The organism is Dactylosporangium sp. NPDC051541 (assembly GCF_044454505.1).
In the GTDB taxonomy this organism is placed as follows: Bacteria; Actinomycetota; Actinomycetes; order Mycobacteriales; family Micromonosporaceae; genus Dactylosporangium.
The window spans coordinates 715,068-731,671 of sequence record NZ_JBITDU010000004.1 but is presented as its reverse complement, the minus strand read 5'-3'; the positions used below and the strand labels follow the sequence as shown (position 1 = coordinate 731,671).

Sequence of the window (16,604 nt, the reverse complement as noted above, 5' to 3'; positions counted from 1 at the left end):
CGTGACTGAAGCGTGGCGGGACCCCGCCCAGCCCGGAGCCGTGCGCGTCGCGGACCTGATGGCCCGGATGTCACTGCGCGAGAAGGTAGCGCAGATGTACGGGGCCTGGCTCAACGTCGACGAGACGGCCGACGGTGATCGGCCGCAGGTCGCCCCGCACCAGAACGACCAGGCCCCCGATCCGATCGACTGGTCCGAGCTGGTCCGGCACGGGCTGGGCCAGCTGACCCGCGTCTACGGCTCCACCCCGATCGAGCCCGTCGCCGGCGCCCGCCGCGTCGCCGACCTGCAGTCGCAGATCGTCGCCGGCGGCCGGTTCGGCATCCCGGCGATCGTGCACGAGGAGTGCCTGTCCGGCGTGGCCGCCTGGCGCGCCCCGATCTTCCCGGTGCCGCTGAGCTGGGGTGCCAGCTTCGACCCGCGGCTGGTCGAGCGGATGGCCGCCCACATCGGGCGGACCATGCGCCGGCTCGGCGTCCAGCAGGGCCTCGCCCCGGTCCTCGACGTCATCCGCGACGTGCGCTGGGGCCGCGTCGAGGAGACCATCGGCGAGGACCCGCACCTGGTCGGCACCGTCGGCGCCGCCTACGTGCGCGGCCTGCAGTCGGCCGGGATCGTCGCCACGCTCAAGCACTTCGTCGGCTACTCCGCCTCCCGCGCCGGCCGTAACCTGGCCCCGGTGTCGATCGGGCCGCGGGAGATCGCCGACGTGCTGCTGCCGCCGTTTGAGATGGCCCTGCGCGCGGGTGCCCGCTCGGTGATGAACAACTACACCGACGTCGACGGGGTGCCGGTCGCCGCGGACCCGACGCTGCTCACCGAGTTGTTGCGGGATCGTCTGGGTTTCGACGGTACCGTCGTGTCGGACTACTTCGCCATCGCGTTCCTTGAATCGTTGCATGGCGTCGCCGCCGACCGCGCCGAAGCCGCCGCCAACGCGCTGCGGGCCGGCATCGACGTCGAGCTGCCCGGTGTGAACTGCTACGGCAGCCCCCTGCTCAAGGCCCTCGAGGCCGGCGACGTCGACGAGACCATGATCGACCGCGCGGTCGAGCGGATCCTGCGGCAGAAGTGCGAGCTCGGCCTCCTCGACGCCGGCTGGCAGCCCGAGCCGGAGCTCCTGGCCGCGCCGTCCGCCCTGGACGACGCCGAGGCCCGCGACATCGCCCGCCGCCTCGCCGAACGCTCCATCGTCCTGCTCCGCAACGACGACGCCCTCCCGCTGCGCCCCGGCACCCGCCTGGCCGTCGTCGGCCCCGGCGCGCACCGCCCGGACGCCCTCTTCGGCTGCTACTCGTTCCCCCGCCACGTCGGCACCCACCACCCCGACCTCGAGCTGGGCGTCGACGTCCAGTCCGTTGTGGACGCCTTGCGACAAGACTTTTCGCTGGTGTACTCCCTGGGCTGCCCCTTCACCGGCGGCTCCGACGAGGACATCGCGGCCGCGGCCGCCGCGGCCGCCGACGCGGACGTCTGCGTCGCGGTCCTCGGCGACCTCGCCGGCCTGTTCGGCACCGGCACCTCGGGTGAGGGCTGCGACGCCCCCGACCTGCGCCTGCCCGGCCGCCAGGAGGAGCTGCTGGAAGCGCTGCTGGCCACCGGCACGCCGGTCGTCCTCGTCGTCCTGGCCGGCCGCCCCTACGAGCTGTCCCGCCAGGTCGACCGCCTCGCGGCCGCCGTGGCCACGTTCTTCCCGGGCGAGGAGGGCGCACCCGCGCTCGCCGACGTCCTCACCGGCCGCGTCAACCCCTCCGGCCGCCTGCCCGTCGGGTTCCCCGGCGCCGGCGCCTCCCAGCCCGCCACCTACCTGGCCGCACCGCTGGGCCGGCGCAGCGAAGTGTCCACCGTGGACCCGAGCCAGCTCTTCCCGTTCGGCCACGGCCTGTCCTACGCCGACGCCGCCTGGGGTGAGGTGTCCCTGCACTCCCCGGACGGGTGGGCGACCGACGGGGAAGTGGAGGTGACGGTACCCCTGCGGAACGACTCGGACCGGGAAGTCTCCACGGTGGTGCAGATCTACGCGCACGACCCGGTGGCCCAGGTCGCCCGCCCGGTCCGCTTCCTGCTGGCCGCACCGAGGGTCGACCTGGCCCCGGGGGAGTCCCGCACGCTGGTGGTGACCCTACACGCGGACCTGCTGTCCTACACGGGCCGCGACGGCCGCCGCCGCGTCGAGCCCGGCGACATCGAACTGCTCGTGGCCCGCTCCAGCACCGACGTGCACACCGCACTGCCGGTCCCGGTCGTCGGCCCGGTCCGCCACGTCGGGGCCTCCCGGGTCCTCAGTCACCTCGCCCGGGTGATCTGACCACTTGGCGAAACCGGAGGATTGAGCCAGGAGGTGCCGCGATGTGCCGATGGCTCGCCTACTCGGGTTCGCCGATCATGCTGGCGGAGCTACTGTACAAACCCGAACACTCGTTGATCGACCAGAGCATGCACGCCCGCCTCGGGGTGGGCACCACCAACGGCGACGGATTCGGCGTCGGCTGGTACACCCCGGGCGGTCCCCCCGAGCCGACCCTGTTCCGCGGCACCGGCCCCGCCTGGGGCGACGAAAACCTCCGCGAACTGGCCAACTCGGTGCGCTCCGGCCTGTTCCTGGCCCACATCCGGGCCAGCACCGGCACCCCCGTCCAGCAGACCAACTGCCACCCCTTCCGCCACGGCCGCTGGCTGTGGCTGCACAACGGCCGGATTCGCGAATACGCCCGGTTGAAGCGCGCTTTGACGATGGCCGTGGACCCGGAGCTGTTCCCGTACATCGGCGGCTCGACCGACTCGGAGCTGATGTTCTACCTGGCGCTCACGTTCGGCCTGGAACACGACCCGGTAGGCGCCGTCGAGCGCATGGTCGGCTGGATCGAAGAAACCGGCCGCCGCTGCGGCGTGGACAACCCGGTCCAGATGACGGTAGCCACCACCGACGGCGCCCGCCTGTGGGCGTTTCGCTACTCAACCGAACGCAACAGCCGCTCGCTGTACTGCAGCACCGCCGTCGACACTTTACGCTGCATGTATCCGGAGAATCCGGTGCTGCAACGGGTCGCGGACTGCACCCGCATCGTCGTGTCGGAGCCGCTGGGCGGCCTGGTCGGCGCCTGGCAACCGGTAGCCGAGTCCAGCTACGAACTCGTCACCCCCGACTTCGACGTCACCGGCCCCTTCAAACCAACCGCCCTCGCCCTCGCCTGAGCGCGCAGCGGGGGTGAGTCGGACCGCGTCTGCCGATATCGTCATCTGGTGTGAACGCCACCAGTATTGTCGCCGTCGCCGGCATACTCGGCACACTCGTCGGCGCAGTGATCGGCCCGATGGTCACCGCATCCCTCAACAGCCGCAACGAGCACCGCGCGCGGCTGCGTGACGCCCGCACCACCCTCTGCATCGACATCAATGTCGCGACCAGCGCGGCCGAGCGGTTCGTCAACGCGGTGACCGACCCCGACCGGCGCCGGGAGCTGCACCGGCCCGGCAAACCCGAAGGCTGGGAAACCCTCGACGCCCGCGTGTATCTGCTCGCGCCGCTCGAACTCCGCGACGCCTGGCAGGAATCGATCAACAGCATGAACCGGCTCGAGCGGCACGTCTTCGACGAGGACGGCATCGGCCCGGACCGCCTGACCGGCCGCCTCGACAACGACGCCCCCATCATCAAGACCGCCCGCGACTGCCTCCAGCGCGTGTTCCATCTGACCCGAGCCGCCGCCGAGCACGGCTAGCGGCCGACGCCCTTCGGGTGCGCACCGCAACCAGCCGCCCTCGCCGCCGCCTACAGGAACTCGCTCCGGTACGTCGATGCCAGCTCCGCGGCGCGACGGCGGCGTTCGGCGAGTTCGTCCGGCGACAGCCGGGGCGGCGGCGCGTCCTTGCCGGCGACCACGTCGCCGATGCGCAGGAAATATTCGTCCTGGCCGGCGGGCGTGCACATGCAGAGCATGCGGGCTGGCGCGCCGGAGACGTTGCGGAAGTTGTGCGGCGCGTTCGCCGGAATGTTGACGGTCGATCCGGTCCGGGCGGTGAGCCGCTCGCCGCGGAACATGAACTCGATCTCGCCCTCGAGGATGGTGAACATCTCTTCGAAGTCGTGCCGGTGGGGCGGCGGGCCACCGCCGTCCGGCACCCGCATGTCGATCAGGCAGTACTGCCCGTTGGTCTGCGCTCCGGTGATCAGCATGGCGTACGTGTTGCCGACCAGCGAGATGTATGTGGTGCCCGGATCGTCCGGGTGGGCCAGTGTCAGCGAGCGGTTCGGGTCGTCATCGGGGATCATCGCCGCGGCTCCTCTTTGCCGATTCGGGTCACAGGGTGACGATGGTCTTGCCGCTGGGAAGCGCACCGGCGGCGGCCTGCGTGTGCACGGCCGCGAGCTCGGCCAAGGGGACCCGCTGGGCGACCTCGACGCGCAGTTCGCCGGTGTTGACGCGGGCCACGAGGTCGGCCAGCTGGTCGGCGTCGCTACGGACGAACAGGTCGATACCGCGCACACCGCGCCCGGCGTCGGCCGGGGCGGGCATCCAGACGGTGGTGTTGACCAGGGTGCCGCCGTCGCGGATCAGCGTGACCAGGGCGGCCAGCTGGTCCGGGGTGACCGGGGCCAGGTTGAGGACCAGGTCGACCGGCTCGCCCACGGCGGTGGTCACGTCGGCGGCGGTGTGGTCGACGATCTCGTCGGCGCCTGCGGCCTTGACCCGGTCGGCGCTGCGGGGGCCGGCGGTGGCGATCACGTGGGCGCCGACCTCCTTGGCCAGCTGCACGGCGTAGCCGCCGACCGCGCCGCCGGCGCCGTTGATCAGCACCCGCTGGCCGGCGGTCAGGTTGCCGTGGTCGAACAGCGCCTGCCACGCGGTCAGGCCCACCAGCGGGAGCGCCGCCGCGTCGGCCAGGGGGACGTTCTTCGGCGCCTCGGTCAGGATCTCCGCCGGCGCGATCACATATTCCGCGGCCGCCCCGGGCGCCGTCATCGGCAGGAATCCGATGACCCGGTCACCGATCGTGACGCCGTCCACGTCGTCACCGACCGCGTCGACCGTGCCGGCGACGTCGATGCCGGGCGTGTGCGGCCGTTCGACCGGGATCGGGCCCTGCATGTAGCCCGCCCGGATGTTGCCGTCGACGCCGTTGAACGACGTCGCGGCGACCCGGATTCGCACCTGACCGGCGCCGGGCGTCGGCTCCTCGACGTCCTCGTACCGCAGGACCTCGGGACCGCCGAACTCGTGAAAACGCACTGCCTTCATTGCCGCACCTGCTTCCGTGAGCGCCGTGCGGGTATCGCCGGCGACGTCACTCAACCTCGCAGGATCCGGCGCGGTTAGCCTGGGCCAGGCCGGCCCACCTTGATGACGGCCGGAGCCCCGGCGTCCTCGACGATCTCGGCCAGCCGCGCCGCGTCGGCCGAGCCCGGCGCCGCGGTGAGCATCAAAGCCGACAAGTCGTCCCCCGGGATGGCGATCAGGCTGCCGACCAGCGTGACGGCACCGCCCTCGGGATGCGTGAACGCGGCGCTGCTCTCGTAGGCCGTCACCGGCCGCGGCGCCCGCCACAAGGTGTCGAACAGCCGGCTCCGGCCGCGCAGGTCGTCCACCAGCGCGGCGAGCGAGGCATCGGCGGGGTAGCGCAGCAGCGCGCTCGTCAGGCAGGCGACGAGGACCGCTTCGTGATCCGTCGCATCGGCCGCGGACTGCTTGAACCCGTCGAACGGATCACAAAAGGTACGCCAGGCGATGTTCCACTCCCACGGGTTCCCCGAGAGGTGCCAGTGTCCCAGGGCCAGGAACGCGCTGTTCACGGCGAGCAGATTCATCGCCGCGTCGGCGACGAACATCGGCGTGTCCGTGAACCGCTCCAGCAGCCGCGTCGCGCCCGGCCCGACCTCGTTCGGCACCTGCCCGTCCACGGCGGCATACCCGGCCAGCGCACAGAGCCGCTCGTACTCGGCCCGCCCGACCCGCATCGCCCGCGCGATGGCCTTCACCACCCCGGCCGACGGATGGCTGCGCCCCTGCTCCAACCGGCGCACATAGTCCGCGGACAGCCCGGCGAGCTCCCCGAGCTCCTCCCGCCGCAACCCCCGCACCCGCCGCCGCCCACCCCCCAGCCCGACCGCCGCCGGGTCCGTACTCTCCCGCAACTGCCGCACCGCGCCGCCGAACTCGTGACTCGCCACGGCCCGAGTCTGCCCGACCAGCCGCGGCCGGCACAGGTACCCGCCGGAAGGTGGTGCTAAAGCTCACGGCGCCAGATCCGGGGCCATGACGGGCTGCCGGTGGTTCGGGCGACCGGGCCGTTCGGGTGGACGCCGCATACCTGGCAGGTGCGGCCCGGGCGGGGGTGGGGAGTGCGGCAGGCCAGGCAGATCGCGTCGGGGTCGAGGCCGGCGGCGTGGCCTTCGAGGACGCGCCGCACCACGGCCGGCATCGGACCTTCCGGATGGTGGGCGGGGTCCGGGCAGAATGCGATCCCGGGCAGGCCCCACGGGTTCCAGGGTACCGGCGGTATCGGGAAGCGGCGGCCGTCGGCCTTGGCCTGGCGGCGCATCGTGGTGTAGGCGGCCATCACCGGCAGTACCAATGCGCGCACTGCTTCCAGCTCTTCCACCGCCCGCACCAATGACCGCGGATCGGCGTCGAGGGAGCGGGGAATGTGGGCGCCGGTAACCAGGCGGTGCCAGGTGGCCCGGAAGCCGTACGGCGCGCAGTGCAGAGCACACTCCCGCAGCGCATACAGGCGCCGCGGCAACGGCCGCCCGGTATCACGCACGCGCCGGGCGGCCGAAGGGAAGCTGGTCACCGCTTGAGCACGTCGTCGAGGAAGTCCGCGCCGGCCGTGGTGAGAGTGCCGACGTCGACCGCGGCGCCCGTGAACACGTGCCCGGCGCCGGCCACGGGCAGCACGTCGCAGCGCGCGCCCGCGGCCCGCAGGGCGTCGGCGAACCGGACGGCGTCGGCGTAGGGGACGATCTCGTCCTCCGTGCCGTGGACCAGCAGGAACGGCGGGGCGGACGGGTGGATGTTGTGCAGCGGGCTCGCCAGCCGGGCCAGCGGCGCGCGCTCGCCCAGGGGGCCGCCGAGCAGCAGGGCGGGCCCAGTGAACGGGTCGTCCTGGTTGCGCAGGGTGACGAGGTCCGGCGGGCCGTACCAGATGATGGCGGCCTGCACGGCGGTCGGACCGTCCCCCGTCAGTGCGGCGACAGCGGCGAGCTGCCCACCGGCGGACTCGCCCAGGAACGCGAACCGGTCGGGGTCGAGGCGCAGCGCAAAAGCGTGGTGGCGCAGCCAGCGCAGCGCGGCCTCGAGGTCGGCCTGCTGGGCCGGCCAGACCGCCTCCAGGGCGAGGCGATAGTCCACGTCGGCGACGGCATAGCCACGGGCGACTATCCGCGCGTGGAACTCGGCGTCGACGGTCCACACGCGGCTGCCGGTGAGCCAGCCGCCGCCGTGCACCCACAGCACGACCGGGAACGGGCCCGGCCCCGGTGGGACGTGCAGGTCGAGCTGCAACGGCCGGTAGCCGAGCGGGGTCGAGACGACGCAGCCGGCGTGGGTGAGGGTCGGGCGGTGGGCCGGGACGGGCTGGAAGTCGGTCACCGGCCCACCGTCGCACATGCGAACGGGCTCAGACGGCCCGGGCCACCGCGATCGTCGCCGACAGGCGGGCGCCGGCCTCGTAGAACATGTACTCGACGCCGCCGTCGGTGCCGAAGGACGGGGCGGCCGCGCGGCCGTTGTCGGGGGCGCCGGACAGCGCCGGGTGGAAGACGCCCAGGTGGACCTCGCGGTCGAAGGCGTTGCCGACCTCGGTCAGGAACTGGTCGCCGCCGTTGCCGTGATAGACGACGTACGCGGTGCCGTTGCGTTTGAGCAGGTGGGCGCCGGAGATGTCGACCTGGCCGTCCGGGCCCGGGGTGACGAGCGGGGTGGGGTCGAACTGCCAGGCCTTGGCGTCGGAAGACCAGCCCCAGAAGATTTTTCTGGTACCGCCGGTGACCCCCATGAACAGCATCACGTACTTGTTGCCGAGGCCGGTGACCGTGTGCTCGAAGACCCGGGCGTAGGAGGTCTCCGTCGTCCCGGGCACCATCGACGTGCTCAGGACGACCCCGAAGTAGGTGTAGTGCACGCCGTCGGTCGACCAGGCCATCCGCGTGGTGTTGTTCTCGCCGTGGAAGTACAGGTAGAACTTCTTGTTCGACGCGCTCCACAGCACGTGCGGCGACGACACGTGGCTGACCGAGTAGTACGGCGACCAGGTGTTGCTGACGATCGGGTTGGCCGGGTACTCCGTGAACGGCCCGGACAGTGAGTTGCCGTAGGCGAGGCAGATCCCGCCGGGCTTCTCGTGCGGCGCGTAGTAGAGGTAGTAGCGGCCGAGCCCGCCGGTGATCTTGTCGTAGACGCCCCGGACGCAGGGGAAGATCAACTCGTTGGTGGGGTTGTAGCGCAGTGCCGACTTGGTGAACGGCACGCCGAGGTACTGGTAGTTCGGGAAGCCGGCCGGCGCGGCGGACGCCGGGGCGGGCAACTGGAGGGCGCCGATGGCGGCGGCGCCCGTGCTCAGAGCCGCTCCCTTGAGCAGTTGGCGGCGATTCATGGATGGGAGTGTGTGACCGCCACGAACGCCGGGTCAAGGTGCTAATACGAATTATCATTTGGTACTGCCCCTTGACGGATCGGCGCCGACGGGTTCAGGATGGCCAACCATCAAGTGGTAATGCGCATTAGCAGCGGAGAGGACGGGACTGGTGCCACCGACACCCCGGCGGCTGACCCAGCGGGACATCGCCCGCATGACCGGCGTCAGCCAGGCCACCGTGTCGCTCGTGCTCAACGGGCGCTCGGACGGCGACGTCCGGATCGCGCCGGAGACCCGCGAGCGGGTGCTGCAGGCCATCCGGGACAGCGGCTACGTCGCCGACCCGATCGCCCGCCGCCTCGCCGCCCGCGACAACCGGATCATCGGCGTGTTCACGTACGAGGCGGTGTTCCCGGCCGGCAACAGCGACTTCTACCACCCGTTCCTGGTCGGCATCGAGGAGCGGGCCGAGGCTCTTGGCAGCGACCTGCTCCTGCTGACCAGCGCCCCGGTCGTCGACGGCCGCCGCCGGATCTTCCACGAGGGCAACCGGCTGCGGCTGGCCGACGGCTGCGTCCTGCTCGGTCGTTCGCTGGACCGGGGTGAGCTGGCCCGGCTGGTGGCGGACGGGTTCCCGTTCGTCTCGGTCGGCCGCCGCGACGATGCCGGCGGCCCGGTCCCCTATGTCGGCGCCGACTACGCAGGGGCGACGGCCTCCCTTGTTCGGCGTGCTGTCGCTTTAGGACACACGCGGCTCTTGTACCTCGGGCAGGGCGAGGGTCCCGAGTCGCACGCCGACCGCAAGTCGGGGTTCGATCGCGCGGTGGCCGCCGCCGGTGTCATTGGGCTGCATCTCCCGGCCGACGACCTCGACGCCGTGCTGGCCACGGGGGCCACGGTGGTGTTCGCGGAGGAGCACAGCGATGGGGTGGCATTGCTCGCAAATACGACATATGACCTGACAGGCGAAAAATCCGATATGTCGAGCGGAGCGTGGCGCGCAGCGCCCGACATATCGATCGTCACGCTCGGCCAGCCGACGCGGCAGGTGAAGGACCCCGGCGACGTGCGGTTCACCGGGTTCGAGATCCCGCGGCGGGAGATGGGCGCTCAGGCCTTGGAGGTGCTGACCGCCCTCATCGACGGCGCGCAGACCGAGATCCAGCGCCTGCTGCCCTGCGAGCTCATCCCCGGCACCACACTCAAGAAAGTCGAACCATGAACACTGATGTCCTGATCGTCGGCGGAGGGCTCGGCGGGGTCGCCGCGGCGCTCGCCGCGCTGCGGGCGGGGCGGTCCGTCGTCCTCACCGAGGAGTTCGACTGGCTCGGCGGCCAGCTCACCAGCCAGGCGGTGCCGCCGGACGAGCACTCGTGGGTCGAGCAGTTCGGCGTCACCGCGAGCTACCGGGCGTTGCGCACCGGGATCCGCGACTACTACCGCCGGCACTATCCGCTGACGGCCGCGGCCCGGGCCTGGCCCGATCTCAACCCGGGCGCGGGGCACGTGAGCCGGCTCTGTCACGAGCCGCGCGTCGCCGTCGCGGTGCTGGAGTCGGCGCTCATGCCGTACCGGAGCAGCGGTCTTCTCCAGGTTTTGCAGCCCTATGTGCCCACGGCGGCCGGCACCGACGGGGATCGGGTCACGGCGGTGACGCTCCGGCAGCGCGACACGGGCGACACCGTGACCGTCACGGCCGCCTACGTGCTCGACGCGACCGAGACCGGCGAGCTGCTGCCGCTGACCGGCACCGAGTATGTCACCGGCTTCGAGTCGCAGGCCGACACCGGCGAGCCGAGCGCGCCCGCGACCGCCCAGCCGGCCAACATGCAGGCCGTCTCGGTGTGTTTCGCGGTCGACCACGTCGACGGCGACCACACCATCGACCGGCCCGAACGGTACGGCTTCTGGCGCGACTACACCCCGCCGTTCTGGGGCGGCCCGCTGCTGTCGTTCCGCGCGCCGAGCCCGCGGACGCTCCAGCCGACCGAGCGGCTGTTCGCGCCCAACCCGGGCGACGACCCCCTCGCCGTCGACGCCGACCAGCGCCGCAACCCGGGCGACGACAACCTCTGGACGTTCCGGCGCATCGCCGCCCGCGACCTGTTCACGCCGGGCGCCTACGCCAGCGACATCTGCCTGGTGAACTGGCCGATGCTCGACTACTTCGAGCACCCCGTCATCGACGTCCCCGACCCGGCCGCGCACCTGGCCGCGGCCCGGGAGCAGGCCCGCTCGGTGCTGTACTGGCTGCAGACCGAGGCCCCGCGCCCGGACGGCGGCACCGGCTTTCCCGGCCTGCGGCTGCGCGGCGACGTCACCGGCAGCGCCGACGGCCTGGCCCAGGCGCCCTACATCCGCGAGTCCCGGCGGATCCGGGCCGAGTACACGGTCGTGGAGCAGGACCTGGCCCTGGCCGTGCGCGGGGACAAGGGCGCCGTGGCCTACCACGACTCCGTCGGCGTCGGGATGTACCGCATCGACCTGCACCCGTCCACCGGCGGCGACCACTACATCGACGTCGGCTGCTCCCCGTTCCAGATCCCGCTCGGCGCGCTCATCCCGCGCCGGATGGAGAACCTCCTGCCCGCCGGCAAGAACATCGGCACCACCCACATCACCAACGGCGCCTACCGCCTGCACCCCGTCGAGTGGAACGCGGGGGAAGCCGCCGGCGCCCTCGCCGCGTTCTGCCTGGACCGCGCGGTCACCCCGCGTGCGGTCCGCAACACCCCTGAGTTGCTCGCCGACTTTCAAGCCCGCCTGGACCGCGACGGCGTCGAACGGCAGTGGCCCGACGTCGCGGGCTATTAACAAGAGGACCTGTCATGAAGATTCGTGTCGCTTTAGTCGCCCTGTCACTGCTGGGGCTCGCCGCCTGTGGTGACAGCGGTGGCAGTACCCCCGCCGCCGTTGAGACCGGACCCGTCGAGCTGCGCATGACGATCTGGTCGGCCAACGAGGCCCACCTGAAACTGTTCAACGACATCGCCGCCGAGTACAAGAGCGGGCACCCGAACGTCAGCGTCAAGTTCGACCCGCTGCCGTTCGAGCAGTACACGACCACGCTCACGACCCAGATCGCCGGTGGCAACGGGCCGGACCTGGCCTGGGTCCTGGAGGAGTCGGCGCCGGACTTCGTCGGCTCCGGGGCCCTGGTGCCCCTGGAGAACCTCGACCGGCCCGACGACCTGGCCCCGGCCGCGACCAAGCTGTGGCAGAACGGGGGCAAGCTGTACGCGTACCCCTTCTCGACCTCGCCCTTCGGCATGTTCGTCAACACGGATCTGCTCAAGCAGGCCGGCCAGGACAATCCCGCCGACCTCGTCACCGCCGGCACGTGGACGTGGGACAAGGCGTTCGCCGAGGGCGCGGCCGTCAACGCGAAGACCGGCACGGCCGGGATCGTCGTGCGCGACTTCGACTACAAGACGTGGGGCAACCTGTCCACGGTCTGGACCGGCTGGGGCGCACAGGCCTGGAGCGCCGACGGCAAGACCTGCGGCTTCAACAAGCCGGAGATGCTCGACGCGATGACGGCGCTGCACAAAGCCGTGTTCACGGACAAGGCGATGCCGGGGCCGGGCGTGGCCGCCGACTTCTTCACCGGGCAGTCCGCGATGACCGTCACCCAGATCTCGCGGGCCTCGCTGCTCAAGGACGCGAAGTTCGGCTGGGACCTGGTGCCGCTGCCGGCCGGGCCGAAGGGGAAGTACTCCGTGGTCGGGCAGGCCGGGCTCGGGGTGCTGAAGAAGTCCAAGCACGCCGGCACGGCCGCGGACTTCCTGGCGTTCTTCACCAACGCGGCCAACAGCGCCAAGCTCGCGCAGTACTTCCCGCCGGCCCGCAAGAGCCAGCTCAACGCCGAGACGATGGCCAAGACCAACCCGCTGCTCAAGCCGGCCCAGCTGCAGTCGGTCGTCATCGACGGCATCTCCACCGGCGTGGTCAAGCCCAGCCACACCGGCTCGGCCGAGATCGCCCAGAACGTCCGCGCCTCCCTCGATCCGTTGTGGAAGCCCGACGCCAACGTCAAGTCCGTGCTGGACAACGTGTGCGGTGGTCTTTCGGGGTTGCTCGCGAAATGAATCGGCAACGCCGGGAAGACCTGGCCGGATACCTGTTCATCCTGCCCCAGCTGGCCGGCACGGTCGTGTTCGTGCTGTTCCCGCTGGTGATGGTCGCCTGGTACAGCCTGCACGAGTGGAACGTCCTCGCCGACGAGTTCAACTTCGTCGGCGGGGACAACTACCGGCAGCTGGCCGACGACCCGAACCTGCCGAAGGTGCTCGCCGCCACCGGCCTGTTCTCCGCCGGCCTGCTCGTGCTCAACCTGAGCCTGGCCCTGCTGCTGGCCGTGCTGCTCAACCAGAAGCTGCGCGGCACCATCGTGTTTCGCACACTGTTCTTCTCGCCGGTCGTCGTGTCCATGGTCGCCTGGACGATCGTGTGGGGGTTCCTGCTGCAGGACAACGGCGGCGTCAACGGCATCCTCGACAGCGTCGGCGTCCACGGCCTCAACTGGCTGCGCGGCGAGACCACAGCGATGATCTCGGTCGTCGTGGTGCAGGTCGTGAAGAACGTCGGGCTCAACATGGTGCTGTTCCTGGCCGCGCTGCAGGGCGTGCCGTCCGGGCTCTACGAGGCGGCCCGGCTCGACGGTGCGAGCGCGTGGCGGACGTTCCGCAGCATCACGCTGCCGATGATCAGCCCGACGATCCTGCTCACGTCCATCATCACCGTGGTCGGGTCGCTGCAGGTGTTCGCGCAGATCGCCGTGCTGACCCAGGGCGGGCCGGGCACGTCGACGACGGTGCTCGTCTACTACCTGTATCAGCAGGCGTTCCAGTTCCACCACTTCGGGTACGGCGCCACGCTCTCGCTGGTGCTGTTCGCCATCGTCCTGATCCTCACCACCGTGCAGTGGCAGCTGCGCAAGCGATGGGTGTTCCATGAGTCGTAAGCTTTGGTTGTACGGCCTGTTGTGCGTGCTGGCCATCCCGTTCGTGTTCCCCACGTGGTGGATGGCCACGTCTTCGGTGAAGCCTCTGGGCGACGTCTTCAAGTTTCCGCCGTCGCTGATCCCATTCAGAACCGATTTCTCGGCGTATCGGCAGGTTTTCGAGGCCCAGCCGTTCGCGCAGCAGTACTGGAACAGCATGTACATCGCCATCGTGTGCACGCTCGGCACGCTCGTCGTGTCGTCCCTGGCCGGCTACGCGTTCGCCCGCATCCGCTTCCGCGGTCAGAACGCGCTGTTCCTGCTGGTCCTCACCGGCCTGCTGGTGCCGAGCGAGGTGACGATCGTGCCGCTGTTCCAGCTGTTCCAGCGCTGGCACATGATCGACACACACTGGCCGCTGATCCTCGTGCCGATCTTCGGTGCGCCGAGCGTGCTGGCGACGTTCATCATGCGGCAGTTCTTCATCACGCTGCCGCCGGAGCTCGAGGAGGCCGGCCGCATCGACGGCCTGGGCCGCTTCGGCCTGTTCCGCCGGATCGCCCTGCCCTTGGCCCGCCCGGCCCTCGGCGCCGTCTCCATCTTCACGTTCCTGCACAGCTGGAACCTGTACCTCGAGCCGATCGTGTTCCTGTCCACGCCCTCGAAGTTCACGCTCCCGCAGGCGCTCACCCAGTTCGTCGACGCCTACGGCGGCCCGGCCTGGAACGTACAGTTGTCGGCGGCGACGATGACCGCGATCCCGGTCCTGGTCGTCTTCGTCATCGCCCAGCGCCAGTTCATCGAAGGCCTGGCCCACACCGGCCTGAAAGGCTGAATATGCCGCTCTCCGACCTGACCCTCGACGAGTGCCACGCCTACCGCAGCACGGCCTTGGACCCCCCGGGCTTCGACGAGTTCTGGTCCGGAGTCACCGCCTCCTCCGGGGAGGCGTCTTTCGCGGAGACGTCTTTCGCGGAGGTCGCGACAAGCCTCAAAACGCTGCGGGTGTACGACGTGAGCTTCCCCGGCCACGCGGAGCAACCGGTCCGCGGCTGGTTCGTCACGCCGGCCGGGGCCGACGGGCCCCTGCCGTGCGTGGTCGAGTTCCCCGGCTACAACGGCGGCCGCGGCCTCCCCGAGGACTGCCTCCTCTACGCCAGCGCCGGCTACGCGCACCTCTTCATCGACGTCCGCGGCCAAGGCAGCGGCTGGCGCCGGGGCGACACCGAGGACCACGAACCGGAAGGCACCGGCCCCCAGCACCCGGGCTTCATGACCAGAGGCATCCTGGACCCGGCCAGACACTTCTACCGCCGCGTCATCGAGGACGCGGTCCGAGCCGTGCACACCGCCCGGTCGCACGAGCTGGTCGACCCGGCGCGGGTGGCGGTGGCCGGCGTGAGCCAGGGCGGCGGCCTGGCCCTCGCGGTGGCCGGCCTGGTCCCGGACCTGGCCGCGGTGTCAGCGGATGTCCCGTTCCTGTGCGACATGCGCCGGGGCGCCGAGCGAGCCGCGATGGGCCCATACCTGGAGGTGGCCGGCTACCTGAAGGTCCACCGCGACCGGGTCGCCACGGTCTTCAACACCCTGAGCCACTTCGACGGCGTCAACTTCGCCAAACGCGCCACGGCCCCCGCCCTGTTCAGCGCCGCCCTGATGGACACCACCTGCCCCCCGTCCACGGTCTTCGGCGCCTACCACAACTACGCCGGCCCGAAACGCATCGAGGTCTACCCCTTCAACGCCCACGAGGGCGGCGAAACCGTCCAGCACGCCGAACGCCTCCGCTTCTTCGCCGACCTCCTCCACCCGTAGGGACATCGAGGAGTTCACGGCCGTGGTATGAACTGCACCGTGGCTGAACCGGAGCTCACCGAGAACGGCGATCACGACGACGACATCGACGACCCGGACGACCTCGACGACGAGCCGCTGCCGCCGGCCGGGCGGCCGTTTCCGATCCTGCTCGTCGCCGGGGCCGTCGCGTTCCTGGTGCTCGCCGTGGCCGGGGTCTTCATCGGCGTGCAGGTGTATTCCGGGCAGCAGGCCGAGGCGCGGCGGGCGGCCGAGGACGCCGCGCCGCGCCCGCAGCACTCGACCTGCCTGGACCTGTACGAGTACGGCTGCGACCCGGACCGCCGCCTGCCGGTCGGCCTGGACCAGCTGATGGAGGCCCAGCTGGCGGGCGGGGACTCCACCTGGCGCGACACCTCGGGCAAGAACACCACGAACATCTCGCTGAACGGGACCGCCGCCCTGCGGGTCACGGTCGAGCACGCCCACCAGGTTGTGTACGCGGTTACGTGCGAGGTCAACTCGACCGGCACGACCCCGCTGACCGACGAGTACCTCAGGTTCCTGAACCTGTGTGGCGCCTCCGCGTTGCCCGGCAACGATCCGGCGTTCAGCGGCCTGGCGCAGTGGCTGGAGACCAACGTCCACCTGGCGCCGACCGGCCTCGCCGCGCGGTACCAGTGCAACGGCGTCGCGTTCGCGCTGAAGATCAGCTCCTTGCAGTCCGAGCTCGACGTCACGGTGCCGGCCGATCACAAGTCCTGCGGCACGGCCTGAGCGGGGTGGGGTGGATGGCCTGGCTGCACGCTGATCCTTCGGACCGCGGGGAGCGCCGGGTGCGCCGAACCGGCGCCGCGCTGGTCGTGGCCGGCCTGACGCTCGTCGCGGCCGTGATGGCGGCGGTCGTCGTCCTCACCGACCGGGACGAGGGTCCACCGCCCGCCCCGCACCGGGGCGACCAGCGGGCGACCTTCCGCTCCGACGACGGCCGGATCGAGGCGGCCGTCTACCGGATCAATGCGCCGGGCCGGTTCGGGCCGGTGACCGAGGTGGTCCTCCGGCCGGCCGGGGCCACGCTGAGCCGGGACATGGTGTCGTTCGGCTGCACCGACGACGACGACGGCCTGACCATCGTCGCTGTCACCGTCCGGCCGGACAGCATCGTGGCCCGTAACTACAACGGCGACGAGCGGACCATCCGCTTCGACCCGGGAACGCTGCGGCCGGAGGCCACGCTCGGCTCCTGTTAGCGCGGCCTTGTCGGGCGGCGCCGCCCCGGACATCGGAAAGTATA

Annotated in this window: 17 protein-coding genes; 11 read left to right on the top strand and 6 right to left on the bottom strand. The window is 71.0% G+C overall.

Annotation, left to right across the window (positions count from 1 at the left end; translation table 11 throughout):
* The first annotated feature begins 1 nt into the window (after window position 1).
* The 3 genes from ACIA8L_RS22930 to ACIA8L_RS22920 are packed head-to-tail and all read left to right on the top strand — an operon-like array spanning window position 2 to window position 3,722.
* On the top strand, window positions 2–2,308 hold the full coding sequence (locus ACIA8L_RS22930) for a beta-glucosidase (protein ID WP_395907652.1): 2,307 nt from the start codon (window positions 2–4) through the stop codon (window positions 2,306–2,308).
* A gap of 41 nt (window positions 2,309–2,349) precedes the next feature.
* The gene (locus ACIA8L_RS22925; RefSeq protein ID WP_395907650.1) at window positions 2,350–3,195 is read left to right on the top strand and encodes a class II glutamine amidotransferase; all 846 of its coding nucleotides are present in this window, start codon (window positions 2,350–2,352) and stop codon (window positions 3,193–3,195) included.
* A 50-nt stretch (window positions 3,196–3,245) separates the two neighbouring features.
* On the top strand, window positions 3,246–3,722 hold the full coding sequence (locus tag ACIA8L_RS22920) for a hypothetical protein (RefSeq protein ID WP_395907648.1): 477 nt from the start codon (window positions 3,246–3,248) through the stop codon (window positions 3,720–3,722).
* A gap of 50 nt (window positions 3,723–3,772) precedes the next feature.
* On the opposite strand, the gene ACIA8L_RS22915 is transcribed toward ACIA8L_RS22920, so the two are convergent.
* The 6 genes from ACIA8L_RS22915 to ACIA8L_RS22890 form a co-directional block, all read right to left on the bottom strand.
* Window positions 3,773–4,273, bottom strand: coding sequence for a cupin domain-containing protein (locus ACIA8L_RS22915; RefSeq protein ID WP_395907646.1), 501 nt, complete (start codon window positions 4,271–4,273; stop codon window positions 3,773–3,775).
* 28 nt (window positions 4,274–4,301) lie between these two features.
* Window positions 4,302–5,240, bottom strand: coding sequence for an NADP-dependent oxidoreductase (locus ACIA8L_RS22910; RefSeq protein WP_395907644.1), 939 nt, complete (start codon window positions 5,238–5,240; stop codon window positions 4,302–4,304).
* Window positions 5,241–5,314: 74 nt separating this feature from the next.
* Complete coding sequence (locus tag ACIA8L_RS22905; protein ID WP_395907642.1) at window positions 5,315–6,169, bottom strand: helix-turn-helix domain-containing protein; 855 nt, start codon at window positions 6,167–6,169, stop codon at window positions 5,315–5,317.
* A 56-nt stretch (window positions 6,170–6,225) separates the two neighbouring features.
* Window positions 6,226–6,741 carry a hypothetical protein gene (locus tag ACIA8L_RS22900; protein ID WP_395907640.1) on the bottom strand — a complete coding sequence of 172 codons (516 nt, stop codon included), beginning with the start codon at window positions 6,739–6,741 and terminating at the stop codon, window positions 6,226–6,228.
* A 47-nt stretch (window positions 6,742–6,788) separates the two neighbouring features.
* Complete coding sequence (locus ACIA8L_RS22895; RefSeq protein ID WP_395907638.1) at window positions 6,789–7,589, bottom strand: alpha/beta hydrolase fold domain-containing protein; 801 nt, start codon at window positions 7,587–7,589, stop codon at window positions 6,789–6,791.
* Window positions 7,590–7,617: 28 nt separating this feature from the next.
* A complete protein-coding gene (locus ACIA8L_RS22890; protein WP_395907636.1) occupies window positions 7,618–8,592 on the bottom strand; it encodes a twin-arginine translocation signal domain-containing protein in 975 nt (324 codons plus the stop codon).
* 151 nt (window positions 8,593–8,743) lie between these two features.
* On the opposite strand from ACIA8L_RS22890, the gene ACIA8L_RS22885 reads away from it, so the two are divergent.
* From ACIA8L_RS22885 to ACIA8L_RS22850, 8 genes are read left to right on the top strand one after another with little or no spacing between them, the layout of a single operon-like run.
* Entirely contained in the window at window positions 8,744–9,796 is a 1,053-nt protein-coding gene (locus ACIA8L_RS22885; protein ID WP_395907634.1) for a LacI family DNA-binding transcriptional regulator, read from the top strand.
* Window positions 9,793–11,388 carry an FAD-dependent oxidoreductase gene (locus ACIA8L_RS22880; protein WP_395907632.1) on the top strand — a complete coding sequence of 532 codons (1,596 nt, stop codon included), beginning with the start codon at window positions 9,793–9,795 and terminating at the stop codon, window positions 11,386–11,388. Before ACIA8L_RS22885 ends, ACIA8L_RS22880 begins: the two co-directional genes overlap by 4 nt.
* Window positions 11,389–11,402: 14 nt before the next feature.
* A complete protein-coding gene (locus ACIA8L_RS22875; protein ID WP_395907630.1) occupies window positions 11,403–12,662 on the top strand; it encodes an ABC transporter substrate-binding protein in 1,260 nt (419 codons plus the stop codon).
* Window positions 12,659–13,537, top strand: coding sequence for a carbohydrate ABC transporter permease (locus ACIA8L_RS22870; RefSeq protein ID WP_395907628.1), 879 nt, complete (start codon window positions 12,659–12,661; stop codon window positions 13,535–13,537). The genes ACIA8L_RS22875 and ACIA8L_RS22870 overlap by 4 nt, the downstream gene beginning before the upstream one ends.
* Window positions 13,527–14,351, top strand: coding sequence for a carbohydrate ABC transporter permease (locus ACIA8L_RS22865; protein WP_395907626.1), 825 nt, complete (start codon window positions 13,527–13,529; stop codon window positions 14,349–14,351). The genes ACIA8L_RS22870 and ACIA8L_RS22865 overlap by 11 nt, the downstream gene beginning before the upstream one ends.
* Window positions 14,352–14,353: 2 nt before the next feature.
* The gene (locus ACIA8L_RS22860) at window positions 14,354–15,331 is read left to right on the top strand and encodes an acetylxylan esterase (protein WP_395907624.1); all 978 of its coding nucleotides are present in this window, start codon (window positions 14,354–14,356) and stop codon (window positions 15,329–15,331) included.
* Between the two features lie 39 nt (window positions 15,332–15,370).
* Complete coding sequence (locus tag ACIA8L_RS22855) at window positions 15,371–16,087, top strand: hypothetical protein (protein WP_395907622.1); 717 nt, start codon at window positions 15,371–15,373, stop codon at window positions 16,085–16,087.
* A gap of 14 nt (window positions 16,088–16,101) precedes the next feature.
* On the top strand, window positions 16,102–16,560 hold the full coding sequence (locus tag ACIA8L_RS22850; RefSeq protein ID WP_395907620.1) for a hypothetical protein: 459 nt from the start codon (window positions 16,102–16,104) through the stop codon (window positions 16,558–16,560).
* Window positions 16,561–16,604 lie beyond the last annotated feature (44 nt).

Coding starts and splice junctions, on each gene's coding strand:
- ACIA8L_RS22925 (WP_395907650.1), top strand. CDS start 2,350: ATGTGCCGATGGCTCGCCTACTCGGGTTCGCCGATCATGCTGGCGGAG.
- ACIA8L_RS22870 (WP_395907628.1), top strand. CDS start 12,659: ATGAATCGGCAACGCCGGGAAGACCTGGCCGGATACCTGTTCATCCTG.
- ACIA8L_RS22850 (WP_395907620.1), top strand. CDS start 16,102: ATGGCCTGGCTGCACGCTGATCCTTCGGACCGCGGGGAGCGCCGGGTG.
- ACIA8L_RS22910 (WP_395907644.1), bottom strand. CDS start 5,240: ATGAAGGCAGTGCGTTTTCACGAGTTCGGCGGTCCCGAGGTCCTGCGG.
- ACIA8L_RS22875 (WP_395907630.1), top strand. CDS start 11,403: ATGAAGATTCGTGTCGCTTTAGTCGCCCTGTCACTGCTGGGGCTCGCC.
- ACIA8L_RS22890 (WP_395907636.1), bottom strand. CDS start 8,592: ATGAATCGCCGCCAACTGCTCAAGGGAGCGGCTCTGAGCACGGGCGCC.
- ACIA8L_RS22865 (WP_395907626.1), top strand. CDS start 13,527: ATGAGTCGTAAGCTTTGGTTGTACGGCCTGTTGTGCGTGCTGGCCATC.
- ACIA8L_RS22860 (WP_395907624.1), top strand. CDS start 14,354: ATGCCGCTCTCCGACCTGACCCTCGACGAGTGCCACGCCTACCGCAGC.
- ACIA8L_RS22915 (WP_395907646.1), bottom strand. CDS start 4,273: ATGATCCCCGATGACGACCCGAACCGCTCGCTGACACTGGCCCACCCG.
- ACIA8L_RS22880 (WP_395907632.1), top strand. CDS start 9,793: ATGAACACTGATGTCCTGATCGTCGGCGGAGGGCTCGGCGGGGTCGCC.